We start from the raw sequence: 25,105 nt of genomic DNA on the forward strand, positions 1-25,105 counted from the left end.
GTTGCCACACCTGTTCGATATCATTGCCCTGCTCTTGATTGTTGCTGTCGGTCTGGCCATGGCGCGGGGTACCCGCCAACGGCCGTCCATGACACCCGGACCGATTGCAGAACTTGATGATGAGAAATTTGCGCACTTTGCCTGCCAGAAGGCCAATGACGGGCTGTGCGTGCTGGATATGTCCGGGATCGTACAGTGGGTAAATCCGGCCTATTGCCGGATGATGGGCCGCGAGGCGTCTGAAATGATTGGCCACAACCCGCGCAGCTTTGCCCTGCGTCCCGAAGCGCGCCCTTCTGCCCAAGACCTCGCCGCTTTTCGCCTTGATGAGATTGTATCCGGAGCTGAAACCCTTGAGCTAGTTGAAAACATGCGCAAAGACGGGACCGTCTTTTGGAACCAGATCAACACAGCCTTTCATACCACACCCAGCGGCCAGCGCTTTGGCATCGTGGTCAGTCGCGACGTCACTGCGCTGATCGAAAAAGAGCAGCAGCTTGAAGAGACAACCCGCGAATTGGCACATATCGCGGCGCATGATGATCTTACCGGCGTGGCAAACCGTTCGCAGTTGCCGCAATTCCTAGATTCAGCGCTGCAAAACGCGCGACAAACCGAGACCGCCGTCGGCGTGCTGCATGTCGATCTTGATAAATTCAAATCCATCAATGACACGTACGGGCATTCTGCGGGTGATGCCGTCCTCGTTGCCATCGCAAAACGGCTTGGACACAAAATCCGCGAGACTGATCTTGTTGCCAGGATCGGCGGGGATGAATTCGTCGTTGTTTGCTGCGGGCTGCATGCATTGAACGACCTCACGAAAATAGCAGAGACACTGCGCATTGCCGTCGACCAACCTATCACATGGCAAAACACAGTGCTGCATTGCAAAGTCAGCATAGGTGCGGCCCTATCAAACGATGCTGACTTGACGGCAGAGGACCTATTGGGGCAGTCAGATTTCGCGCTTTTTGACGCAAAGGGTGCAGGACGCGGTCGCGTCGCCGCCTATGACGCAAACCTGCATCGCCGCCACACCCGCGCGTCAAACCGGCAAGATGCGCTTTTGCAGACAATCCGCAAGCAGGCCCTCACCTTTCATTTTCAACCTGTCGTGGCCCGCGATCACGGCATCGTCAGGGGGTTGGAAACTCTGGTCAGATGGGAACACCCAACCGACGGCATGATACAACCGGACGAATTGCTGCCTCTTGCTCAATCGCTTGGGGTTATGGCGGATCTCGACTTTCTGGCGATGAATGCCGCACTCGACATGAAACGACAGCTGAACATATCAGGACACGCGGACGTGCTCACCAGTTTTAACGCCTCGCCAGAGCTTTTGGCCCATCCTGAATTTTGCCACAGGCTGCTGTCAGGTTTGGAGTTCCGCAACCTGACGCCAGATGACGTTATCGTCGAGGTTCTGGAAACCGTCGTTTTTGAAGATCACCTTGTCGCCACACCCTTTGTGCAGACGGTTGCCGAGTTGGACTCGCACGGTATCTTCACCGTGCTGGATGATTTTGGCAGCGGCAACGCCGGGATCGCGCAATTGGCCAAGCTGGCGATCAGGGGCGTCAAATTCGATAAATCCATCGGCATGCGCATTCTGACCGATCCCACAATGGAAATCGTCTATCGCACCCTGACCGGCCTGTGCAACGACCTTGACCTGCGCATGGTCACCGAAGGGGTGGAAACGGCCGCGCAGGCCGAACGTCTGCAAGCTCTGGGGTGTACGAATATGCAGGGCTTTCTGATTGCCAAACCCATGCCCGCTGACGCCGTTTTTGCATGGCTGGACGACTATACCTCTTCTGCGATTGCCCCGACGGACGCCCAAGGCTATCTAAAGGCCAAATAACCATTTCGCGGAGCGTTCAGCATGGCTGCCAATCAATTCGTCTATTTCATGGACGGTGTGTCCAAAACCTATCCCGGTGGGAAAAAGGTCTTTGAAAACATCCGACTGAACTTTCTGCCTGGTGTGAAAATCGGCGTCGTCGGCGTGAACGGCACTGGTAAGTCCACACTGATGCGGATCATGGCAGGTCAAGACAAGGATTTCGCGGGCGAAGCATGGGCGGGCGAAGGCGCGCGCGTCGGCTATCTGCCACAGGAACCGGAACTGGACCCCAATCTGACCGTGCGCGAAAACGTGATGCTGGGCGTGGCCGACAAAAAGGCAATTCTGGACCGCTACAACGAAGTGGCGATGAACTATTCCGAAGAAACCGCTGATGAGATGGCAGCACTGCAAGACCAGATCGACAGCCAGAACCTTTGGGACCTTGATGCACAAATCGACATCAGCATGGAGGCGCTGCGCTGCCCACCGGATGATGCCGATGTGACCACGCTTTCGGGCGGTGAGAAACGGCGTGTGGCCCTCTGCCAACTGCTGCTGGACGCGCCCGACATGCTGCTGCTGGATGAACCGACCAACCACCTCGATGCGGAAACCATCGCCTGGCTGCAACAGCACCTGATCGACTATAAGGGCACGATCCTCATCGTCACCCACGACCGTTACTTCCTTGATGCGATCACTGGCTGGATCCTTGAACTGGACCGTGGGTCCGGCATCCCCCACGAAGGCAACTACTCCAGCTGGCTCGAAGCCAAGGCCAAACGGCTGGAGCGGGAGGCGAAAGACGACAAATCCAAGCAACGCACGCTGCAACGCGAATTGGAGTGGATGCAGCAAGGGGCGAAAGCACGACAGGCCAAGTCCAAAGCCCGGATCAGCGCCTACAACGATCTGGCCAACCAGTCCGAGAAGGAAAAAATGGGCCGCGCCCAGATCATCATCCCCAACGGGCCACGCTTGGGGTCGAAGGTGATCGAAGTTGACGGGCTGAAAAAGGCGATGGGTGACAAGCTTCTGATCGAAAACCTGACGTTTGATCTGCCCCCCGGCGGCGTTGTCGGTGTCATCGGGCCCAATGGCGCCGGTAAGTCCACACTGTTCTCCATGCTGACCGGGCAAGCGGAACCGGATGAAGGCAGCGTGGAATATGGCGACACAGTGAAACTGTCCTACGTCGACCAATCGCGCGACGCGCTTAACCCCGACACGACCGTCTGGGAAGAAATCAGCGGCGGCGCTGAAATCATCGAACTGGGTGATGCCTCAATGAACTCCCGCGCCTACTGCTCGGCGTTCAATTTCAAAGGCGGCGACCAGCAAAAGAAAGTGGGGCTTTTGTCAGGCGGTGAACGCAACCGGGTGCATATGGCCAAACTGCTGAAATCCGGCGGCAACGTACTGCTGCTCGATGAGCCAACCAACGACCTTGACGTTGAAACGCTGCGCGCGCTCGAAGACGCATTGGTCAGCTTTGCAGGCTGCGCCGTGGTCATCAGCCACGACCGCTTCTTCCTCGACCGGATCTGCACGCATATCCTGGCCTTCGAAGGGGACGCACATGTCGAGTGGTTTCAGGGGGCCTTCACCGACTACGAAGAAGACAAAAAGTCACGGCTGGGTGCAGACGCGCTGGAACCCAAGCGGATGAAGCACAAGAAGTTTGTGCGGTAATGAAGCTGGGACTGGCCATCGGATCAGCGTGGGTCGCCGCGCTGATAGTCCATCTGGTCGATCTTCCACGCCTTGCAGGGGCGCACCCGCAGTGGGCAACACAAGTGCTGGTATCAGGGGCCGTGATCGGCACGATGCTGGCCGTTGTGACACTGCGGCTATCGGGGTCTTGGCGGATCATTGGCTGTAGCGTCTTTGCGATTCTCGCGTATCTGGTCGCCACGACCGGCAAGACCCGCTTTGCGGCATCCTACGCCGAAGACGCAGCGGCGGGGCAAATGTGGTACTTTGGCTGGCACGCGCTGTGTGCATTTTCTGTGGCCGGTGTGATCGCTGCCGCGCATTGGATATTGGCAAAAAAGGCCGGCTAGTTACAGTGGCGGCAGGCCAAAACGCGCACGCATCGCCGAATAGATTTCGTTTCGAATTTTGTCCTTGGAGCGATTTCGACCTTCCAGGGATGCCAGTACGCGCCGTGGATCGCACACAGCCACACTTGTTGTGCCAATCATCATCTGTTGCGACGTACGGATCGCCTGTTCGTATGGTTCAGTCGCAAACGCAATCACGACATCGAGCATGCCCAGCGGTGTTACCATTAGCCAATCCAGATTTTCGGCGGTCGCTGGCTTTGGTGTCCATTCACGACAAGCATCCAGTGTGCCGCGCGCCCCACCCCAACCATCCAGGTAAGCTGAAACGGCGCCAAGCTCGGTCAGGCAGGCCGCAAGTCGCTGCAAGTTCTGCGGGGACAGCTCTGGCAAGACATCAAGATCGTTTGGGGTCAGATCTGCACCATGCAGAGCCAAGACCTGCGAACCGACCAGCACCCAGGCCACCTCGTGCCGCGCAAGGGCTGCAACCATTGGTTCCACCTGTTGTGCTGGCCTGTCACGTGGGTCGAGCATGGCGAAACTTTACCTCATTTACACGATGGAATCACGCTGCCTCTTCGATAACAGGTGGTCGGACAGTCGCATGAATTCCGCTCACTAGACATCGTCGAATTGTCGCCGATGCGGGACTTCATAAAACTTTTACTTGAAATTAAAGGGTTTAGGCCTCACATGGGTTGTGCAGACGTTACACAACTCGACCACTGTTTTCCCTTTCGGCTACAGTCTCTCGATCTTGACACTGACGAAGCCAAGCTGTCGCAATATCGCGGACAGCATTGATACTAAAGGAAAAACACGATGGCTACTGGCACCGTGAAATGGTTTAACACAACAAAAGGCTTCGGCTTTATCGCACCTGATGGCGGCTCTAAGGACGTATTCGTTCATATCTCCGCTGTTGAGCGTTCGGGCCTCACAGGCCTGCAGGACGATCAAAAAGTAACTTTTGACGTCGAAGCTGGCCGCGACGGCCGCGAGAGCGCAGTAAACCTCGCACTCGCTTAAGCTGAGCAGAAAATAAGGCTGTAGCGCGCGGACTCCGCGCGCTCGCTATCCATTGTACGCCGAACGCGAACAATACCCGGATTTCCTTGAATTTTGGCGTCGAATGTGCCATAATGTCGCGGCAACGTTGACTAATCGACCACTGTTTCCTCCTCGGCCCAGTCTTTCGATCACGTTTGACCGAGCCAATCCGCTGCACTCCCGCGAGCGGGCTACATAAGGAAACAAGGACATGGCTTCAGGCACTGTCAAATGGTTCAACACGACCAAAGGTTACGGCTTTATCGCGCCCGACGGCGGCAGCAAAGACGTTTTCGTTCACATCTCGGCTGTCGAACGCTCCGGCCTCACCGGCCTCAAGGATGATCAGAAAGTCAACTTTGATATCGAAGCTGGTCGTGATGGGCGCGAGAGCGCTGTGAACCTGACACTCGCCGACTAAGGCAGATTTATCGTTAAAGCATTTTGTGAAATGGGCGCCCACGACAGGCGCCCATTTTTGTTAGTTCAGAACAAACGTGACCTTAAGAACAACGCGGTATTCGTCGACCTCGCCATCCTTCACCGTCACCTTCTGATCTGCGACCCATGCGCCGGTGATGCCCTTGAGCGTCTTTGACGCCCGCTTGATCCCGTTTTCAACTGCATCGTCGAACGATTTTGTTGAGGACGAGATAATCTCGGTGACCTTCGCAACTGACATGTTTTTCTCCCTATTTGTTGGTTTGCTCAGAGAGACTATCGTCCCGCGCCATCCCAGTCCACATCATCTGCCTTTTCTACAATCAGCTGGCCGTCGGGAAACGGTTTCATCAGAGGCTTGGCGTTCGCATCATCACCCTCAAGCCACTGTGCGCATTGGCTTTTGGTCAGGATCACACCCATGCGGTGATGGATGTCGCGCACATCCGCCGATGGCGGGCAGGTTACGGTCGCAACCTGATGAACCTGCACGCCGCCCGGTCCATTCCATACATCATAGATTGCTGCAAAATAGAGCAGGCCACCATCTTTGTGCCTGATCCGCCACGGCTGTTTACGTCGCCTCTCGCCCGTCCATTCGTACCAGCCATTTGCAGGCACAATCGCCCGTTTAACATCGGCAAAAGCGGATTTATCAAAGACCGTTTCAGAGCGGGCGTTGATCAGGGTCTCCATGACCGGACGCCCCCGCGCATTTACGCGTCCAACAGGGATCAGACCCCACCGCATGTGCCGCACCCCGTCCGATGTCAGTGTGACCACATCCTCACCCGGCGCAATATTCAATCTTGGCGGATCGGCGATCCCGTCAATCTGCTCTGTTAGAAAGAAGCGGCCGGGCATGCGGTCACTCTGTTGTCGCGATAAGGTCGAGCACCGCAGGCCCCATCGCGGCCACGATCACAGCAACACCCGCTGCATTGGGATGTATACCATCGGCCTGCAAAAAATCGGTCATGCCGTCCTGCGTTCCGGCCTCCGCGCGTAGTCCAGCGGCAAAGTCGGCATAAAGCGGGACATCATATTTTGTAGCAAGCTCTGCATACATAGCTTCGAACTCTTGCTTATAGTCGGGGCCATAATTGGCCCCCACCGACAGACCCACCAAGAGCATATCAACGCCGGCCTCTTGTCCTGCGGACAGAATTCCGTCCAGGTTGGCGCGGCTGACGGCGGGATCAAGGCCGCGCAGGTAATCATTACCGCCCAGACTGATAATCATCGCGTCAACCTCTGGGGTCAGGGTCCAGGCCACCCGGCTCAGCCCGCCCGCTGTTGTATCGCCCGAAACACCAGCATTCATGACAGCAACATCCGCACCCTGCTCTTCCAGCCATGCCTGAAGCTGCGGCACAAAGCCATCTGACTGCGTCAATCCATATCCCGCCGTCAGACTGTCGCCCAGCGCCGCGATTGTCACCGTTTCCGCCTGCGCCATCGCTGTTGTGATCAAAAGCATGGCGCCTAACTTGCTGACGCCCGAAATGGCCCCATATGCAAAGACAGCGACTTGACCAGAGGCCCACCTGATGTCCGATCCCATTCTGTCAATAACTGACGCCAGCCTATCGCTTGACGGAAATGCAGGGCGCATCAACATCCTGCACGATATCTCTATTGATGTCGCGCGCGAGGAAACGCTGGGGCTGGTAGGGCCGAGTGGATCTGGCAAATCATCGCTCCTGATGTTGATGGGCGGGCTGGAACAGGCGACATCGGGGACGATCATGGCATCGGGCCAGGACCTTACCGCGATGAACGAGGACCAGCTTGCCCTGTTTCGTAGGGATAATATGGGGGTAGTGTTCCAATCTTTCCACCTGATCCCGACAATGACAGCATTGGAAAACGTCGCAACGCCGCTGGAACTGGCGGGTGACAAGGATGCATTTTCGCGCGCAGAGACAGAGTTGGAGGCCGTGGGCCTTGCCGACCGGATTGATCACTACCCCAATCAAATGTCGGGGGGCGAACAACAGCGTGTGGCACTTGCGCGGGCGTCCGCCCCGCGCCCACGAATCCTGCTTGCAGATGAACCCACCGGTAACCTGGACGAAACCAACGGGCGCGCGATTATTGATCTGCTTTTTGACCTGCGCGACCGTCATGGTGCAACGCTCATCATGGTGACCCATTCAAATGAACTGGCACGCCGCTGTGACCGCATTGTGCGTCTGCGTGATGGCCGGGTTGAGGCACCTGCGGCAAAGGCAGCTGAATGAGCCTGGTGATTGCATCCCGCTTTGCGGCCCGCGAATTGCGTGGTGGGTTACGCGGGTTTCGCGTCTTTCTTGCCTGTCTGGCATTGGGTGTCGCCGCTATTGCAGCGGTCGGCACGGTACGGGCCGGGATCACGGCCGGGCTCGAACGCGATGGTGCAGCCTTGCTTGGCGGTGACGCAGAGGTGGAATTCACCTACCGGTTCGCCCGCGATGCCGAGCTTGAGTGGTTAGAAAGCATCTCTGAACGGGTGTCCGAAACTGTTGATTTCCGCTCGATGGTGGTGGTTGACCGGGACGGCAATAGCGAACGCGGCCTGACGCAAATTCGTGCTGTTGACGACCTCTACCCCCTGATCGGAACTGTCGCGCTTGACCCCCCGATCTCTCTGCCAGAGGCGTTGTCTGACAAGGGCGGCGTGATGGAGCGCGTGCTTGCTGACCGCTTGGCTCTTGTCCCCGGCGATAGGTTTCGGCTAGGCGAACAAGACTTTACACTGCGTGCAATCCTCGATCGCTATCCCGATAACGCCGCCGGCGGCTTTGGGCTTGGGCCGCGCACCGTCGTCTTGACCGACGATCTGGCCGCATCGGGATTGCTGATCGAAGGCACGCTCTTTTCTACGCAATACCGCCTTGATTTACCCCAAGGTGCTGACTTGCAGGCGCTTGAAGATCAAGCCGAAGCGGAGTTCAGCGACAGCGGGCTGCGCTGGCGGGACAGCAGGCGCGGCGCTGGCGGTGTAGAGCAATTCGTCGACCGCATCGGCGCGTTCCTGATCCTTGTCGGACTGTCTGGATTGGCGGTTGGTGGCGTTGGTGTCTCAGCGGCGGTGCGCGCTTACTTGGCCAGCAAAACCAGCGTCATTGCCACACTCAAAACATTGGGTGCCACCCGCTCTGTGATCTTCCAGACCTATTTTCTTCAGGTTGGCGTTCTGACGCTGGTCGGCGTCATCATCGGCCTGGTGCTCGGTGCAGGTTTGCCGATCCTGTTTGCCCCGTTGATCGAGGCGCGTTTGCCTATTCCCGCTGTCTTCACATTCTATCCCGCGCCGTTGTTCGAAGCTGCGGTCTATGGTCTGCTTGCCGCCCTTGTCTTTACATTGTGGCCGCTCGCGAAAACCGAAGACATCCGCGCCGCGACACTGTTTCGCGATGCTTTTTCGGCAAGCGCGACCTTGCCGGGCTTGCGGTATCTGTTTGCAATCGCCGCACTTCTGGCGACCCTCATCGGTGCAGCCATTTGGTTTTCGGGAACGGTGTACCTGACCCTTTGGACAGCGGGTGGCATCGCCGGTGCGCTTGCAATTCTCGTTCTTGCGGCCTTTACCATCCGCTGGATCGCACGCGGGCTACGCAAACCATCACGCGGCCGCCCAGCCCTGCGATTGGCGTTTGGATCCATCGGTGCCCGCGGTGGTGAAGCAACGTCAGTCGTGCTGTCACTTGGGTTGGGCCTGACAGTTCTGGCGGCCGTGGGGCAAATTGATGGCAATCTGCGCAACTCTTTCGCCAATGACCTGCCCGATGTGGCGCCAAGTTACTTTTTCGTCGATATCCAGCCTGACCAAATTGCGGGCTTCCGCGAACGGCTCGACACGGACGATGCCGTCAGCCGCGTTGATACCGCGCCGATGCTGCGCGGTATCATTACGCAGATCAACGGTCAGCCAGCGGATGAGGTGGCAGGCGGCCATTGGGTTGTGCAGGGTGATCGCGGCATCACCTATGCAGACGTCCAGCCAACAGGCACCGAAATCACCGCCGGAGAATGGTGGCCCGCAGACTATGCCGGTCCCCCGCAAATCAGCTTTGCTGCCGAAGAAGCGGCTGAGATGGGGCTGCAACTTGGGGATATGATGACGGTCAACGTCTTGGGTCGCGATATCACCGCCGAGGTGACCAGCTTTCGTGATGTCAGCTGGGAGGATGCCGGTATCGGGTTTGTCCTCGCGATGAACCAGGGCGCACTTGCAGGGGCGCCACACAGCTGGATCTCGACCGTCTATGCGCAAGAAGAGGCCGAAGCGGAGATCCTGCGCGATCTTGCAACGGCATATCCCAACATTACCGCAATCCGGATCAGAGACGCGATTGATCAAGTGATCGAACTGGTGGGTGGTATTTCCGCCGCCACCCGTTACGGCGCGCTGATCACGCTGGTGACAGGCTTTCTTGTTCTGGTTGGTGCAGCAGCGGCCGGTGAAAGGGCGCGGACCTTTGAATCAGCGGTTCTTAAGACGTTGGGCGCATCACGCCGCCGGATCATCGCCAGCTTTGCCTTGCGGGCCGCAATTTTGGGTCTGGCGGCGGGCATCGTCGCTTTGGGAGCCGGAATTTTGGGCGGTTGGGCGGTGTCCCGATTTATCATGGAGACGGACTATCAGGTCATCTGGTCAAATGCATTGATGATTGTCGGCGGTGGCATTGCAGCTTCGCTTTTGGCTGGATTGGCATTTGCGTGGCGACCGCTGGCGGCCAAACCGGCACAGGTTCTTCGGGCCCGCGAATGAGTGATCCTGCATTTTTCGGCTATGGGAGCCTCGTCAATCTGTCCACCCACGACTATGCCAATCCACGCAAAGCCATCCTACCGGGCTGGCGGCGGGTCTGGCAAAGGACGCATCTGCGCAAGGCGGCGTTTTTGTCGGTAATCCCCGACAACAGCACGTCGCTTCAGGGCGTTGTCGCACAGGTCCCCGGCGCCGACTGGATCGCTTTGGACCAGCGCGAGGCGGCCTATCTGCGCAACGACATCAGTGAGGCGGTGCAGTATGAGGGGGCCAAAGCGACAACAGCGGTCTATCAAGTCAAACCCGAACATATCGCCGGCGGCGATGCCCACCCCATCCTGCTCAGCTATCTGGATGTGGTTGTTCAAGGGTATTTGCAGGTCTTCGGTATTGACGGTGTGATCCATTTCTTTGAGACGACTGACGGTTGGAACGCACCCATTCTTAATGACCGGGCTCAGCCGGTCTATGTCCGGCATCAGCAGCTGAGCCACGCAGAACGTGATCTGGTCGACCGTCACCTAGCGGCGGTGATGCAAAAGGCTAAATAGGCGCGCCTGACGGGCAAAGGGCTCTGCGGCTGTGGTGCCTGCATCTTGCTTGGCCATGACCCGGCCTGCCAGAATAATCGCGACAACCGCAAAGACAGCCCCGCCCAGATACTGACCGATCAAAACGCCCGGCGCACCGAACCATGCGGCACCGACAAGGACAAAAGGGATTGTGCCAAGCGTATGCCGCCCCCAGTTCACCATGGTCGAATAAAACGGGTGCCCAAGGTTGTTGAAGGCCGCGTTGGCAACAAAGATCACACCGTTGAAAAAGAACATCAGCGACAAGGGGCCCGCGAAGAGGAATACCAACGTCAAAGCCAAACCATCTTCGAGTTGGAACAACATTTGAATGGCCGTACGCGCAAGAAAGAAAAGCGCGGAAACAACGACAACAACGATACCGGTAAACAGCAGTCCCTCACGGAACGCGCCGCGGACACGGTCATTCAGACCGGCACCTGCATTCTGGCCGATGATGGGCCCGATCGCCCCGGACAAGGCAAAGATGATGCCAAAGCCAACAGGCGTCATTCGGGCGACAATCGCCATACCAGCGACAGCGTCTTCCCCAAACTCTGCCATCGCGCGGGTGACATAGGCCTGCCCGATGGGTGTTGCCAACTGGGTTAGGATCGCCGGAACCGCAATGGCAAGGATTGGGCGTAGATCAATCATGAGACTATTCGGCGTCGGCCGGTCAAAGCCCTCATAGTGGCGTATCAGTGGCAGCAAAGCGGTGACTGCAATCACAATACGTGCACAGACACTGGCGATTGCCGCACCCGTCAGCTCAAGGTCCAACCCGAAGATCAGAATGGGGTCGAGGACCGCGTTGACCAAGCCACCCCAAATGGTCGCCATCATGGCGCGGCGCGCATCGCCATGTGCTCGCAAAATCGCGCCACCAATCATGCCCACCATTAGGAACGGCAGCGACGGCACAATGATCTGCAAGTAATGCACCGCGAGATCAAGTGTCGTGCCGTTCGCCCCCAGCAGCGACGCAAGATACCCAAGGTTGAACCAAACAATGGCGGCAAAGATTGCGCCGAAAATGACGCCATAGATCAATGAATTTGTGGCGCGTCTGCGTGCTTCCTCGGGCTGACCTGCGCCAAGGGCGCGCGAGACCAAAGCCCCTGCGGCAATCGCCATACCGATCCCGAAAGAGGTCGTAAAAAACAGGATCGCACCTGCATACCCAACGGCTGCCGCAAGTTCGGCTTTCCCCAACATCGAGATAAAAATCATGTCGACAAAATCGACAAGGAAGACCGCCATCAAGCCGATGGAAGCCGTCAGCGACATAATCGAGATATGCCGGAACAGGCTACCTTGGGTAAATTTGGCGTGGGCGTCGGCGTCACTCATGGTGCTGATAAGCCTGCTTGGAGATCTGATCCTTCAAGTGAGCACAGGGCGCGACGCGGATTTCAAGCACTTTTCGTTCCGTGCTGGGCTAGTCAAACTTGGGTGCTGTTTGCAGCAGCGGCATCACATCTGCCATTTCTGGCCCCCGCTGTCGCCCGGTGACCGCCTTGCGCAGCGGCATGAACAGGCCTTTGCCTTTCCGACCTGTCGCGTCCTTGACTGCCGATGTCCAGTCGCCCCATGTCTGTTCAGTATAGGGTAGTGGCGGCAGCATGGCGAAGGCCTGCGCCACAAATTCCACGTCTTCTTCGTCAACCAGTGGCGTGGCACCGTCGCGGAACAAAGCCCACCATGTGGCGACCTCATCCAAGTTGCTGATATTGTCGCGCACGACGTTCCAGAAGGGGTTTTGCAACGCCTCTGGTACGCCAGCCGATGTTAAAACATCGGCCACGTCGCTGGACGCGAGGGTCGCAAAATGACGGGCGGTGAGCGGGATCAGATCATCGGCGTCGAATTTTGTGGGGGCCGAGCCAAACTTGCTGATATCAAACCTGGCAACGACCTCAGCGATATCGGCCCGCAGTTCCACCGGATCCGATGACCCCAAACGTGCCATCAGTGACAAGATCGCTTGCGGTGCGATCCCTTGCTTGCGCAAATCACGCAGCGCGAGTGTGCCGAGGCGTTTGGACAGCGCCTCGCCCTGAGGTCCGGTCAGCAAGGAATGGTGCGCGAAACGCGGAACCGCGCCGCCAAGCGCCTGGATCATTTGGATTTGTGTGGCGGTGTTTGTGACGTGATCAGAGCCGCGCACAACGTCTGTGATACCCATTTCAGTGTCATCTACAACCGACGCCAAAGTATACAAGATTTGACCGTCGTTCTTGAACAAGACCGGATCACTGACCGAGGCCGCATCAATCGAAATATCGCCAATGATCCCATCGGTCCATTCGATCCGTTTGTGATCCAGCTTGAAGCGCCAATGTGATCCTCGCTCTGCCCGCAGCCTGTTCTTTTCGTCCTCGGACAGATCAAGTCCCGCCCGGTCATAAACCGGCGGCTTGCCCATGTTCAGTTGCTTCTTGCGCTTGAGGTCGAGTTCGACGGGTGTCTCAAAACATTCGTAAAGCCGCCCCATGTCGATCAGCTTTTGTTTGGCGGCAAGATAGTTTTCCATCCGCGCGGACTGATGTTCGACCCGATCCCATGTGAAGCCGAGCCATGTCAGGTCTTCTTTGACGCCTTCGATATATTCATCTTTGGAGCGTTCTGCATCTGTGTCATCGATCCGCAGGATAAACGTGCCGCCTTGCTGGCGCGCGATGGCATAGTTGAAAAGCGCCGCGCGCAGGTTGCCTATATGTAGCCAACCGGTGGGTGATGGGGCGAATCTGGTGGTGGTCATGGATGCGTCTCCTGGTTCCTCCGGCTTTGACCATGAGACGCGGGCGATGTCCAGTTTTGCCCATGCCGGACCGGGGCCAGCCCCGGACCCCGAAGTTTGATTGGACATAGAAAAGGAGGGCTAGCTTGGCGTCACCCGCCACCGGGTTGCCAGATCATCGAGGCCTGCGCGGATGATCTCTGCGACCACGTCCAGATCAATATCGGCAAGTTTATTGATGTAGAGGCATGACTTGCCCTTTTTGTGTTTACCCAAGCGGTCCAAAACATGCTGAAAATCAGCATAGCCCGGCATGATATATAGCACGAGGTTTGCTTTGCGTGGACTAAAGCCGGTGGCCAAACAGTCGCCGCTGTGTCCGCTGTCATAGACATAGTGATACTGGCCATAGCCGACCAATGTCGGCCCCCACATTCTGGGTTCCCACCCGGTGATCTTGCGAAACATGGCATCAAGCGTTTCGGCATCCGCGCGGCGCGTAGGGTGTTCAACAGCTGCGATAAAATCTGCGACGCTATAGTCCGTCGCCTTTGTTTTATTCTCTGTCATGGCTCATCTTATCATGGTTTGGGTCTGTCACAAAGGGCGTCCCCGACCGGACCTCCCACACGCCAGTCAACGCACCCGCTACGGCGGTGCGGCCTTGGTGGAGAAATTTGCCCTGTCTTTCCAGCCTGATTCCAATCAGATTAATGATGTCGCGCCCATCATGGGTCAGATGGATCACGTCCAGAGGGGTTTCCTGCCGCGCTGTCAAAAAGGTCAGCCGATAGTGCTTTGAGAGCGCCGGCATGTTGTGTTTGATCTGCATAATGTCTTGTAACGCGATCGTCTTGTTCGTGGTCCCAATCGTGATGGCCGCATCACTGATCCGCAGACGCGTCCTGGGGGGATGACGCGGAAAGAGCGCCCAAAGCCCAAGGGCCGTCAGAAACGGTCCCGGCAGGAGCATTGCCGCTTCACCAAAGCGGTTAATCCCCGACAGCAGCACAAGCAATGCTGGCGCGGTGAGAAGGAGCCCGACCAGAAGCAGCAACGCACCACCGGCCCGCCGAGGAACGTAGTTCTCTTTGATGATCGTGTCAGTCACAGGAGCCCGTTGCTTGGTATTTTGCCACAAGCGCGTCGAACTGATTTTGGTACTTGGCGAGCCGCGCCGCATCTTTGATGCTGTTCAGGAATGGTTTCCGTCGGCCCGTCACCATGACCTCGTGAATGCGCAAAATCGAACCGGTGCTTTGATAAGCGGCAAGCGATGCGCAGCGCAGGTCGGGGCATTTGGCCCGCAGATAGGCATAGTCTTCCGTTGGAAATGTGTTGGGCAGGTTGAGATGGCGTAACGCTTTGCAGCGCGCCAGAGGGCGCAGGCTGTCGTTACCTAACTTCACAGACAACAGGCGCAATTCGCTAAGCTGCGGCAAGTTTGTGAGTGGTTCCAACGTCTCGACCATTTGGGTGGTGCTCATCCCGCCCGCGATGGTCAGCGCGCGCAGTGTGGGAATAGCACCTACCGCAGAAATATCCTGCGCATATCGGATATCATCAAGCACCAAGACTTCGAGTGGCACATCGCGAAGTGGCGAAAGATCTGCAAGCTTTTGCACCCACCATAAGCTCAGGCTTTCAAGTCGACCCAGCTGTTGCAAAGGCTCGATGGTGGTCGTGCGCAAGCCCTTAAAACCAAGGGCGGCAACATCGATATGCGCACAGAGGTGGATCAGTTCCTTTTCGTTGACGGAATAGCCGAAGGCCGCCGCACCCTTTAGCGGCGTCTTGATATCAAGGATACGGTACAGCGTGCCGTCAACAAAGACGTGCCCACCTTTGCCCTCTGGCACCCGCGCTGGACCACGCGCCGCGTCCAGCGCGTCGTTTAACCTGCCGTGAAGGACAAAATCTGGTTCAGCTGTCATCCCGCCAACGGTTCACGATTGGATAGCGCCGGTCAAGCCAGAACGCCCGGTCCGACAAACGCGGCCCCGGTGCCGATTGAAACCGCTTGTATTCGCTGATGTAGATCAGATGCTCGACCCGTTTCACGGTATCACGATCAAAACCAGCCGCGACACAGTCCGCGACTGACGCCTCTTGATCGACCAACATCATCAAGATCCCATCAAGCACATCATACGGTGGCAGGCTGTCGTCGTCGCGTTGATCTGGCCGCAACTCTGCAGAGGGCGGCTTGTCGATGATCGTAACGGGAATGACTTCACCCGCCGGGCCATTCATCCAGTCGCGATGGTTCGCGTTGCGCCACCGCGCGGCTTGAAAGACGCGGGTTTTGTACATGTCCTTGATCGGATTATAACCACCTGACATATCACCATAGATCGTCGCATAGCCAACTGCGACTTCGGATTTGTTGCCCGTGGTCAAAAGCATCTCGCCAAATTTGTTGGATTGCGCCATCAGCAAGAGGCCCCGCAGACGCGATTGGATGTTTTCTTCTGTCAAATCTTCGGCCATGCCACCAAAAAGCGGGGCCAGGGCTTCGGTCACCGCCGCACGCGGACCGGCGATGCTGATGGTGTCGTATGCGCAGCCCAGCGCGTTCGCTGCGCTAGCCGCATCATCAAGCGAGCCTTGCGAGGTATATTCTGATGGCAGCATAACGCAGCGCACATTTTCGGCCCCAAGCGCGTCCACTGCAATGGCGGCGACAATCGCGCTGTCTATGCCACCCGACAGACCCAACAGGACCTTCTTGAACCCAGTCTTTGCCATATAGTCGCGCAGCGCATGGACCATAACGCCGTAGTCCTGTTCCATCGCATCAGGGTGCGTTGCTTTTTCACCGTCAAGCGCGGTCCAGCCTTCCTCTGTCAGCTCAAAATCGACATGCGCAATGGCTGTTTCAAGCACTGGCAGTTGAACAGCCAGTTTTCCCCCGCGGTTCAGAACGAACGAACCTCCGTCAAACATCTGGTCGTCCTGCGCGCCCATCATGTTGATGTAGACAATCGGCACATTGTTTTCGATGACGCGTGAAACAATTGTGTTCATACGGATCGGAAATTTATCTCGGAAATAGGGTGAGCCGTTGGGCACAACGAGAATCTCGGATCCGCTTTCCACCATTGCTTCGCAAACATCAGGATACCAGGCATCTTCGCAGATTGGATTGCCGATCCGTGGACCATTGTTCATTGCATATGGCCCGGCGATATCTGCGCTTTTAAAAAGCCGAACCTCGTCGAAAACATTGAAATTTGGTAGGAAATGCTTGCGGGCGGTCGCGAATATTTCGCCTTGTCGCAAGGTGAAATAAGCGTTGTACAGACGCTCATCTTCGATAATCGGACCCCCAATCGACAGTGCAGGACCGTCAGCGCAATCACGCGCCAAAGCCATCAGCTGCGCCATCGCGTCCGCCACGAATGCCGGTTTGGTGACAAGATCTTGGGTTTGATAGCCGACCAGAAACATCTCTGGCAGAGCAACAAGATCGGCGCCTGCTGCTTTTCCTTCAGCCCATGCTTTACGAGCCTGATCAGCGTTCCCAGCGATATCACCGACAGTCGGATTGAGTTGAGCAATCGTGAGGCGAAATTTTTTTGTCATAGTTTTGTCCCAAAGCCTTGGCATTGATGTAACAGAAAGAGGCGCGGGGGAAAGCTGTTTGCGGTGGCGCGGTCTTAACCGTTGTCAGGTGACATCTCCTCCCATAAGCTGCGGAAATCTTGATGCGAACGGAGAAACCGATGACGATGTTTGGACTAACCAAAGGGGTTGCTGTTGCCCTGATAGCGACGAGTGTTGCAACCAGCGCGACGGCACAAGAAGTCCAGACAAAACAATATGATGACGGTGGTATCTACGAAGGCACCTTCGTGGATGGTAAGCAAGATGGGACCGGGACGTATCGCCTCCCCAACGGATATGAATATACCGGTGAATGGGTTGAAGGCGAGATTCGCGGCCAAGGCATCGCCCGCTTTCCTAATGGGTCAGTCTACGAAGGATCGTTTGTCGCTGGCAAACCAGAAGGCCAGGGTCGAATCACATTTGCAGATGGTGGCACCTTCGAAGGCGAATGGGTCGACGGTAACATTACCGGCCAAGGTGTCGCGGAATATGCAAACGGTGTCGTCTATCAGGGTGAGTTCCGTCAAGCGCGACACAACGGCGTTGGCATCATGACAAGCCCCGGCGGCTATATTTACGAGGGTGAGTGGGTCAACGGCGCCAAAGAAGGTGAAGGCAAAATTACCTATCCAGATGGCGCCGTATATGAAGGCACCCTGAAAGCAGGCGAACGTGATGGTATCGGAACGCTGACAATGGCGGATGGTCTAGTCTATAGCGGCGAGTGGGTTGACGGCCAAATTCAGGGCGTCGGCACGTTGTCTCAACCCAATGGCGACGTTTACGAAGGTGCGCTCATCGATGGCCGCCGCGAAGGTGAAGGCTCTGTCGTCTATGCGAACGGCGACACCTATGAAGGCAGTTTTGTAAATGACCGCCGTCATGGCACTGGCACATTCCGCGGAACTGATGGTTACGTCTATGTTGGCGAATGGGTCGAAGGCCAGATCGAGGGTGAAGGCGAAGTGACCTATCCTGACGGCTCTGTCTATGCAGGGACGTTCGTCAATGACGTGGCGGATGGCACAGGCACAATCACCTATCCTGACGGATCCACCTATGAAGGCACGTGGGAGGCTGGCGTGATCAACGGCGTTGGCGTGGCCACCTATGTCAATGGTCTGGTGTATGAAGGTGAATTCCTGAACGCCAAAAATCACGGTCAGGGTAAGATGACCTATGCCGATGGCTATGTTTACGAAGGCCAGTGGTCCGAAGGGCAACGGAACGGACTGGGTCGTGCTGTCTATGCTGATGGCACGGTATACGTCGGCGAATTCCTGAACGGCCAACGCAATGGTGATGGCGAGATCACATTGCCCGATGGCTTCAACTACGTCGGCACATGGCAAGAGGGCGAGATCAGCGGCGAGGGCCTTGCCACCTATGCGAACGGTGACGTCTATGAAGGCAATTTTGTGCGCGGCCGACGCGAGGGCGAAGGCAAGATGACCTACGCCACTGGACAGGAGAGCATTGGCATCTGGTCCGACGGTGCGTTGGTGTCCGAGACAAACGATACCGAATAAAAAGAGACATTATCTTTGATGAAAGAGCTGGTCGCGCGACCAGCTCTTTTTTGTTTCACGGCCCTAAACTGCGTCGCCCGCATCCATCCGCTTCAAGAAATCGTCTGCTTCCGTCAGAACGGTTTCGCGGCGCATCTCGTCCATCCGATCCCAAACACGGTACATATTGCCCATACGCGGATTGCCGGAAAAACGGTCTCTGTGCCGATCCAAGAAATGCCAGTAAAGCAGATTGAAAGGACAGGCATCCTTGCCGGTCTTGTCCTGCACGCGGTAGGCGCAGGACCCGCAGTAGTCCGACATTTTGTGAATGTAGTTGCCGGACGAAATGTAGGGCTTTGATGCAATGATCCCGTCATCGGCAAACTGACTCATCCCGATGACATTGGGGGCCTCGACCCACTCATAGGCATCTGCATAAACGGCCAGATACCATTCGTGAACTTGTGCAGGATCAATTCCCGCCAAGAGGGCAAAGTTGCCAGTCACCATCAGCCGTTGGATGTGATGTGCGTAGGCTTCTTCTTTTGTCTGGTTCACAGATTTAGCCATGCAGTTCATCTTGGTCGCGGCACCCCAATAAACCGCTGGCAGTGCGCGATCATGACCCAAGGCGTTGCGCGCCATATAGTCGGGCCCTTCTCGAAAGTAGATGCCGCGCACATATTCGCGCCACCCGATAATCTGCCGAATAAAGCCTTCCACGGCATTCAATGGCGCGTCGCCATTACGGTAAGCCGCTTCAGCTTTTTGACAAATCTCCAATGGATCAAGCAGACCTGCGTTCAGATAGAGCCCGACAATCGCATGATACAGAAACCGATGATCGTTGAGCATGGCATCCTGAAAGTCGCCAAACTTTGGCAGACCGCCTTTCAGCCAATGCGCCAAATGTTGTCGGGCCTGCCCTGTATCAGTGGCGAACCAAAACGGCTCCAGATCACCAAAATTGTCGGCAAATCGCTCACCGACCAACGCTAGAACGTCTTCTACAACGCCATCCGGTGTGAATTGCATCGGTCCGGCATAGTCGACCTGATCTGGCGCAGGTTTGCGGTTTTCATGATCATAGTTCCACTTGCCCCCCTCTGGCTTATCACCATCCATCAAAAGACCCGTCTTGCGGCGCATCTCGCGATAGAAATACTCCATCCGCAGCTGTTTGCGGCCCTCCGCCCAATCATCAAACTCTTGATGGCTGGCAATAAACCGTGTGTCAGGCAGGCAATGGGTCTTCAGCGGCATCTCGCCCAAAGCTTGGATCAACCGCCACTCTCCGGGCTCGGTATAGACCACACCAGCCGCATCATATTCAGCCGCGCGGCGGATCAGTTCACCCGTGATTGAACCAGAGTTCTCAGCATCATCAAGTCTAGAATAAGCGACCGTCCAACCCTCATCGCGCAGCTTGTCAGCAAACTTGCGCATTGCAGAGAAGGTAAAGGCGATCTTTTTGGGGTGGTGAGGCACATAGCTGGCTTCATCCCTGACCTCTGCCATGACAACGACGTCCTGCGTTTTGTCAGTTTTACACAGGGCCGAGAGGTTTGGTGACAGCTGATCACCCAAAACAAGAACCAGCCTCACCACGCAATCTCCTGCCCGGCATAGTCATAAAAGCCGCCCGATTGTTCGGGGGTCAGCTTTGCAATGACCGCCAGCAGATTGGCGGCGGCTTCGATCGCAGGAACTGTCTTGTGCCGCCCCGCATAATCTTGCGTGAACTTCGTCTCAACGGTGCCAGGATGCAGCGATACGCAGATAGATTGCTTATGGGTACGGCCCAACTCAATTGCTGCGCCATGCACGATCTGGTTCAGCGCCGCCTTGGATGCACGATAAGAATGCCATCCACCGATCTGATTATCGCCAATGGAACCAACGCGCGCGGATAGCGTTGCGATCACACCTCGCCTATCTTTTGGCAACAGCCGCGCAGCATGCCGCAAAATCAAAGCAGGGCCAATCGTATTGACCGCCAGCACGCGGGCCATTTCGTCGGGTTTGATCGCCGACAAGTTCTTTTCCGGGGTGCCCCACAAAGGGGCCAAGATACCAACAGTGACAAAGATCAGATCAAAAGACCCGGTCTGTTGCGTCATCCCCCGCTCAACCGATGAGGCATTGCCGACATCGAAGCCATCAATTGACCGCGACAGACCTGTGACATTCCATCCGTCGCCTTGCAAATGCTTGAAAACTGCCGAGCCGATACCGCCACTTGCTCCAATTACCAACGCACGCATGCAATTCTCCCTTATTCTTTCGGGATTTAGCGCCGGTGCGCCAAGGGGCAAGTCGGATAACAGCGATGCCCGGTCAACGCTGCATCAGATGTCAGGCTGGTCGAGCATCATCGCAAAAACTCCCGCGTTGAACTCAATAAAGCCTTTTCAACAAAAGTTTCGCCGGTATAGTCGCGCACATGATGAACCGCGCGCATATCACAAGCTTAGCTCTGAAAGGGCTTTTTCGCGCGACATCCTACTCCTTAGCTGCCTCTGAGCGTGCCTGTCGGCGCGACCGCTCAGAGGGTGAAACGCGCCAAGACATGCTAAGGACCAAAGGAATTCCAAAATGACCAAATCGAATGAAGTGTTGATCTTCGACACCACCCTGCGCGACGGCGAGCAATCGCCGGGTGCGACCATGACACATAGCGAAAAGCTGGAGATCGCAGGCCTGCTTGATGACATGGGCGTCGACATCATCGAGGCCGGTTTCCCAGTCGCGTCAGACGGTGATTTCAATGCGGTGAGCGAGATTGCCAAGCTGGCACAATCGGCAACGATCTGTGGCTTGGCCCGCGCCAACTACAAAGACATCGACCGCTGTTGGGAAGCTGTGAAGCACGCCAAATCCCCACGTATCCACACGTTCATCGGCACCTCCCCCCTGCACCGGGCGATTCCGAACCTGAATATGGATGAAATGGCAGAGCGGATCCACGACACCGTCACCCATGCCCGCAACTTGTGCGACAACGTGCAGTGGTCGCCAATGGATGCGACCCGGACGGAGTGGGATTATCTGTGCCGGGTGGTGGAGATTGCGATCAAGGCCGGGGCCACGACGATCAATATTCCAGATACTGTTGGCTATACGGCACCTGTCGAAAGCGCAGATTTGATCCGTAACTTGATTTCGACCGTGCCGGGTGCGGACGAGGTGATTTTTGCAACCCATTGCCACAATGACCTTGGCATGGCGACGGCGAACTCTTTGGCGGCTGTGGAAGGTGGCGCGCGCCAGATCGAATGCACGATCAACGGCTTGGGCGAACGTGCGGGCAATACCGCGTTGGAAGAGGTCGTGATGGCCCTGAAAGTGCGTGGTGATATTATGCCGTTTACGACCAAGATCGATACGCGCAAAATCATGAATATCTCGCGCCGCGTGGCGACCGTTTCAGGGTTTGCGGTCCAGTTCAACAAAGCCATCGTCGGCAAGAATGCTTTCGCCCATGAAAGCGGCATTCACCAGGATGGGATGCTGAAGAACCGCGAAACATTCGAGGTGATGAAGCCCGAGGATGTCGGACTGTCCGGCACATCCCTGCCTTTGGGCAAGCACTCTGGGCGGGCCGCGCTGCGCGCCAAATTGGCTGAGCTGGGGTTTGACCTTGCGGACAATCAGCTGAACGATGTCTTCGTGCGGTTCAAGGAATTGGCTGATCGTAAAAAGGAAGTTTTTGACGATGACCTGATGGCGTTGGTTACCCAAAACGGGACCGAGGATGATCGGCTGAAACTGAAATCCCTGCGCGTGGTTTGCGGCACTGATGGCCCGCAAAAGGCCGACATGGTGATGGAGGTTGACGGTGCCGATGTCGAGACATCGGCCACGGGTGACGGCCCGGTGGATGCCACCTTCAACGCGGTGAAAGCCATCTTTGCCCATGGTGCCCGACTGCAATTGTATCAGGTGAGCGCTGTGACTGAGGGTACCGATGCGCAGGCGACTGTATCTGTGCGGATGGAGGAAGAGGGCCGCATCGCAACTGGTCAATCCGCCGACACGGACACTGTTGTCGCCAGTGCGAAAGCCTACATCAACGCACTGAACCGTTTGCTGGTCCGGCGTGAACAATCTGAGCCAGGCTATGACGTCAAAGGGGTCAGCTACAAAGACGCCTAAGCCATTGTCAGTGATTCACTATTGCTGCGGCGATCCAATTGTTTGGATCGCCGCTTTCTTATTGGGACTGACCAACCTCACATCCGGACTATTCTGTTCTAACCGGAAATTACCAGTAAAAGACAATTTTTCATCAATTTTGCCGATCTCTGTTTCATAAAAAAGTTGAAAATGTATAAGTAGCAACATGCCGCCACGTTGATCGAAAGCGGGGGTTCTATCCCAACTCCAGTCCCTCTATAACCAGTTAACACCTGCCGAACTGGGACGACGCAGGCAATGCACTTATGGATGGGGAAGGCCACAACGACATGGCAGGCTTTGGCGGATTGTTTTCATCGGATATGGCGATTGACTTGGGTACGGCGAACACGCTGGTCTACGTCAAAGGCAAGGGTATCATTCTGTCCGAACCATCGGTCGTCGCTTACCACGTCAAGGATGGCGTGAAGAAGGTTTTGGCCGTCGGCGAAGACGCAAAGCTGATGTTGGGCCGGACCCCAGGTAGCATTGAAGCGATCCGCCCGATGCGCGACGGGGTGATTGCCGATTTTGATACTGCTGAGGAAATGATCAAGCATTTCATCCGTAAGGTGCACCGCAGGTCCACATTTTCAAAACCCAAGATCATCGTCTGTGTCCCGCATGGCGCGACACCCGTTGAAAAGCGGGCGATCCGTCAGTCGGTTCTGTCTGCGGGCGCACGCCGCGCTGGTCTGATCGCGGAACCGATTGCTGCGGCTATCGGTGCTGGCATGCCCATCACGGACCCCACCGGCAACATGGTTGTCGACATCGGTGGCGGTACGACGGAGGTTGCTGTTCTGTCGCTGGGTGACATCGTATATGCCCGCTCGGTCCGCGTGGGTGGTGACCGCATGGATGAGGCGATTATCAACTACCTGCGCCGCCAGCATAACCTGTTGATCGGTGAAAGTACGGCGGAACGGATCAAGACATCCATCGGGACCGCACGTATGCCAGACGATGGCCGTGGCCAGTCGATGCATATCCGCGGCCGCGATCTGTTGAATGGTGTGCCCAAAGAAACGGAAATCAGTCAGGCGCAGGTCGCCGAAGCCCTCGCTGAACCAGTCCAGCAAATCTGCGAAGCGGTGATGACCGCCCTCGAAGCCACCCCGCCTGACCTTGCCGCTGACATCGTCGACCGTGGTGTGATGCTGACGGGTGGTGGTGCGCTGTTGGGTCAGCTTGATCTGGCACTGCGTGAACAGACAGGATTGGCCATCTCCGTTGCCGACGAGTCACTCAATTGTGTGGCATTAGGCACCGGTCGCGCACTGGAATATGAAAAACAGCTGCGGCATGTGATAGACTACGACAGCTAACCTATCGACCGGGGAAGATACGCCCTTGGCACGTGACAAGAACAGCGAAGATTTCGTCGGCCCGATCCGCAGACTGCTGGTCGGGGTTTTGGTCTTGGCACTGGTGGGTCTGTTTTTGGTGTGGCGTATCGACAGCCCCCGCGTAGAGCGCCTGCGCGCGACAGTGATCGACGCGGTTGTGCCGTCGTTTGATTGGGCCATGGCCCCTATCACGGGAACCGCCAACCTGATCAGCGATTTCGAAAGCTATCAACAACTGCGCGCGCAGAACCAAGATCTTCGGCGCGAGTTGCAACAAATGAAAGCCTGGAAAGAGGCGGCACTTCAGCTTGAACAAGAAAACGCCAAGCTTTTGGATCTGAATAATGTGAGCCTTGATCCGCAGCTGACCGTTGTCACCGGCGTTGTCATCACCGACAGTGGGTCCCCGTTCCGCCAATCGGTTTTGATTAACGTGGGTGCGCGTGACGGTATCGTTGACGGGTGGCCAACGATGGATGCGATCGGATTGGTCGGGCGCATCGCAGGTGTTGGCCAGAATAGCAGCCGTGTCATGCTGCTGACCGATACATCAAGCCGTATCCCCGTGACCATTCAACCCTCTGGCCAAAAGGCGATCCTTGCGGGTGACAATTCACTGACCCCCCCGCTTGAGTTTCTTGATGACACTGCTTTGGTGCGTCCCGGCGACCGGGTTGTATCGTCGGGTGATGGCGGTGTTTTTCCTGCGGATTTGCTGGTGGGCCAGGTGGCACTTGGCACTGACGGGCGTTTGCGGACACGGTTGGCTGCCGACTATCAACGCTTGGAATTCCTGCGCGTCCTGAGATCACAACCCCACGAAGAAATCCCCGACCCGAACAATCTGCTCGCTCCTGAAGCTGAATTTTTTGGTCCTGCTGGCATCAATCCTGCATCTCTGAGCGCATCGGAGCTCACCGATGGCTGAGCGTGCAGACGGCAAAACATGGATAAACCGGGGGCTTTTTGTCCTATTG

24 protein-coding genes are annotated in these 25,105 nt (G+C 56.6%); 12 read left to right on the top strand and 12 right to left on the bottom strand.

The window, feature by feature from the left end; all coding sequences use genetic code 11:
- Position 1 precedes the first annotated feature (1 nt).
- Genes ACZ1G5_RS05010 through ACZ1G5_RS05020 form a run of 3 tightly spaced genes read left to right on the top strand, consistent with a single transcriptional unit; the run spans position 2 to position 3,918 of the window.
- Positions 2–1,870, top strand: a complete 1,869-nt coding sequence (locus ACZ1G5_RS05010; protein ID WP_472731806.1) for a putative bifunctional diguanylate cyclase/phosphodiesterase — start codon at positions 2–4, stop codon at positions 1,868–1,870.
- Between the two features lie 21 nt (positions 1,871–1,891).
- A complete protein-coding gene (gene ettA, locus ACZ1G5_RS05015; protein ID WP_472731807.1) occupies positions 1,892–3,547 on the top strand; it encodes an energy-dependent translational throttle protein EttA in 1,656 nt (551 codons plus the stop codon).
- Positions 3,547–3,918 (top strand): hypothetical protein, encoded by a 372-nt coding sequence (locus ACZ1G5_RS05020; RefSeq protein WP_472731808.1) that lies wholly within the window; start codon positions 3,547–3,549, stop codon positions 3,916–3,918. The genes ettA and ACZ1G5_RS05020 overlap by 1 nt, the downstream gene beginning before the upstream one ends.
- Here ACZ1G5_RS05020 and ACZ1G5_RS05025 read toward each other — a convergent pair whose 3' ends face one another.
- Positions 3,919–4,413 (bottom strand): hypothetical protein, encoded by a 495-nt coding sequence (locus tag ACZ1G5_RS05025; protein ID WP_472731809.1) that lies wholly within the window; start codon positions 4,411–4,413, stop codon positions 3,919–3,921.
- 330 nt (positions 4,414–4,743) lie between these two features.
- On the opposite strand from ACZ1G5_RS05025, the gene ACZ1G5_RS05030 reads away from it, so the two are divergent.
- Positions 4,744–4,950, top strand: coding sequence for a cold-shock protein (locus ACZ1G5_RS05030; protein WP_008231132.1), 207 nt, complete (start codon positions 4,744–4,746; stop codon positions 4,948–4,950).
- Between the two features lie 232 nt (positions 4,951–5,182).
- Positions 5,183–5,392, top strand: coding sequence for a cold-shock protein (locus ACZ1G5_RS05035; protein WP_055291916.1), 210 nt, complete (start codon positions 5,183–5,185; stop codon positions 5,390–5,392).
- 60 nt (positions 5,393–5,452) lie between these two features.
- On the opposite strand, the gene ACZ1G5_RS05040 is transcribed toward ACZ1G5_RS05035, so the two are convergent.
- Genes ACZ1G5_RS05040 through ACZ1G5_RS05050 form a run of 3 tightly spaced genes read right to left on the bottom strand, consistent with a single transcriptional unit; the run spans position 5,453 to position 6,892 of the window.
- On the bottom strand, positions 5,453–5,653 hold the full coding sequence (locus ACZ1G5_RS05040) for a dodecin family protein (RefSeq protein WP_472731810.1): 201 nt from the start codon (positions 5,651–5,653) through the stop codon (positions 5,453–5,455).
- Between the two features lie 35 nt (positions 5,654–5,688).
- The gene (locus ACZ1G5_RS05045; protein ID WP_472731811.1) at positions 5,689–6,276 is read right to left on the bottom strand and encodes an SOS response-associated peptidase; all 588 of its coding nucleotides are present in this window, start codon (positions 6,274–6,276) and stop codon (positions 5,689–5,691) included.
- A gap of 4 nt (positions 6,277–6,280) precedes the next feature.
- Complete coding sequence (locus ACZ1G5_RS05050; protein ID WP_472731812.1) at positions 6,281–6,892, bottom strand: arylesterase; 612 nt, start codon at positions 6,890–6,892, stop codon at positions 6,281–6,283.
- Between the two features lie 70 nt (positions 6,893–6,962).
- On the opposite strand from ACZ1G5_RS05050, the gene ACZ1G5_RS05055 reads away from it, so the two are divergent.
- From ACZ1G5_RS05055 to ACZ1G5_RS05065, 3 genes are read left to right on the top strand one after another with little or no spacing between them, the layout of a single operon-like run.
- Positions 6,963–7,655, top strand: a complete 693-nt coding sequence (locus ACZ1G5_RS05055; protein WP_472731813.1) for an ABC transporter ATP-binding protein — start codon at positions 6,963–6,965, stop codon at positions 7,653–7,655.
- Complete coding sequence (locus tag ACZ1G5_RS05060) at positions 7,652–10,168, top strand: ABC transporter permease (protein ID WP_472731814.1); 2,517 nt, start codon at positions 7,652–7,654, stop codon at positions 10,166–10,168. The genes ACZ1G5_RS05055 and ACZ1G5_RS05060 overlap by 4 nt, the downstream gene beginning before the upstream one ends.
- Entirely contained in the window at positions 10,165–10,719 is a 555-nt protein-coding gene (locus ACZ1G5_RS05065; protein ID WP_472731815.1) for a gamma-glutamylcyclotransferase, read from the top strand. Before ACZ1G5_RS05060 ends, ACZ1G5_RS05065 begins: the two co-directional genes overlap by 4 nt.
- Here the strand turns inward: ACZ1G5_RS05065 and ACZ1G5_RS05070 are convergent.
- From ACZ1G5_RS05070 to ACZ1G5_RS05095, 6 genes are all read right to left on the bottom strand, one after another.
- Positions 10,690–12,093 (bottom strand): MATE family efflux transporter, encoded by a 1,404-nt coding sequence (locus ACZ1G5_RS05070; RefSeq protein WP_472731816.1) that lies wholly within the window; start codon positions 12,091–12,093, stop codon positions 10,690–10,692. The two genes, ACZ1G5_RS05065 and ACZ1G5_RS05070, sit on opposite strands and share 30 nt — an antisense overlap.
- An 88-nt stretch (positions 12,094–12,181) precedes the next feature.
- Positions 12,182–13,504 (bottom strand): glutamate--tRNA ligase, encoded by a 1,323-nt coding sequence (gene gltX / locus ACZ1G5_RS05075; RefSeq protein WP_472731817.1) that lies wholly within the window; start codon positions 13,502–13,504, stop codon positions 12,182–12,184.
- A gap of 120 nt (positions 13,505–13,624) precedes the next feature.
- Positions 13,625–14,053, bottom strand: a complete 429-nt coding sequence (locus ACZ1G5_RS05080; RefSeq protein WP_472731818.1) for a DUF1801 domain-containing protein — start codon at positions 14,051–14,053, stop codon at positions 13,625–13,627.
- Positions 14,040–14,594, bottom strand: a complete 555-nt coding sequence (locus ACZ1G5_RS05085) for a hypothetical protein (protein WP_472731819.1) — start codon at positions 14,592–14,594, stop codon at positions 14,040–14,042. Before ACZ1G5_RS05085 ends, ACZ1G5_RS05080 begins: the two co-directional genes overlap by 14 nt.
- Positions 14,587–15,417, bottom strand: coding sequence for a hypothetical protein (locus ACZ1G5_RS05090; RefSeq protein ID WP_472731820.1), 831 nt, complete (start codon positions 15,415–15,417; stop codon positions 14,587–14,589). The genes ACZ1G5_RS05085 and ACZ1G5_RS05090 overlap by 8 nt, the downstream gene beginning before the upstream one ends.
- On the bottom strand, positions 15,407–17,068 hold the full coding sequence (locus ACZ1G5_RS05095; protein ID WP_472731821.1) for an NAD+ synthase: 1,662 nt from the start codon (positions 17,066–17,068) through the stop codon (positions 15,407–15,409). The genes ACZ1G5_RS05090 and ACZ1G5_RS05095 overlap by 11 nt, the downstream gene beginning before the upstream one ends.
- Positions 17,069–17,214: 146 nt before the next feature.
- Between ACZ1G5_RS05095 and ACZ1G5_RS05100 the strand changes: the two genes are divergently transcribed.
- The gene (locus ACZ1G5_RS05100; RefSeq protein WP_472734276.1) at positions 17,215–18,621 is read left to right on the top strand and encodes an MORN repeat-containing protein; all 1,407 of its coding nucleotides are present in this window, start codon (positions 17,215–17,217) and stop codon (positions 18,619–18,621) included.
- A gap of 63 nt (positions 18,622–18,684) precedes the next feature.
- On the opposite strand, the gene ACZ1G5_RS05105 is transcribed toward ACZ1G5_RS05100, so the two are convergent.
- Together ACZ1G5_RS05105 and ACZ1G5_RS05110 are read right to left on the bottom strand one after the other, a co-directional pair.
- On the bottom strand, positions 18,685–20,208 hold the full coding sequence (locus tag ACZ1G5_RS05105; protein ID WP_472731822.1) for a cryptochrome/photolyase family protein: 1,524 nt from the start codon (positions 20,206–20,208) through the stop codon (positions 18,685–18,687).
- Complete coding sequence (locus ACZ1G5_RS05110; RefSeq protein WP_472731823.1) at positions 20,205–20,867, bottom strand: SDR family NAD(P)-dependent oxidoreductase; 663 nt, start codon at positions 20,865–20,867, stop codon at positions 20,205–20,207. The genes ACZ1G5_RS05105 and ACZ1G5_RS05110 overlap by 4 nt, the downstream gene beginning before the upstream one ends.
- 331 nt (positions 20,868–21,198) lie before the next feature.
- On the opposite strand from ACZ1G5_RS05110, the gene ACZ1G5_RS05115 reads away from it, so the two are divergent.
- The 3 genes from ACZ1G5_RS05115 (at position 21,199) to mreC (ending at position 25,056) form a co-directional block, all read left to right on the top strand.
- Positions 21,199–22,758, top strand: coding sequence for a 2-isopropylmalate synthase (locus ACZ1G5_RS05115; RefSeq protein ID WP_472731824.1), 1,560 nt, complete (start codon positions 21,199–21,201; stop codon positions 22,756–22,758).
- 311 nt (positions 22,759–23,069) lie between these two features.
- A complete protein-coding gene (locus ACZ1G5_RS05120) occupies positions 23,070–24,107 on the top strand; it encodes a rod shape-determining protein (RefSeq protein ID WP_100367661.1) in 1,038 nt (345 codons plus the stop codon).
- A 25-nt stretch (positions 24,108–24,132) separates the two neighbouring features.
- Positions 24,133–25,056 (top strand): rod shape-determining protein MreC, encoded by a 924-nt coding sequence (gene mreC, locus ACZ1G5_RS05125; protein WP_472731825.1) that lies wholly within the window; start codon positions 24,133–24,135, stop codon positions 25,054–25,056.
- Positions 25,057–25,105 lie beyond the last annotated feature (49 nt).

The organism is Yoonia sp. JB2-21 (assembly GCF_055693545.1).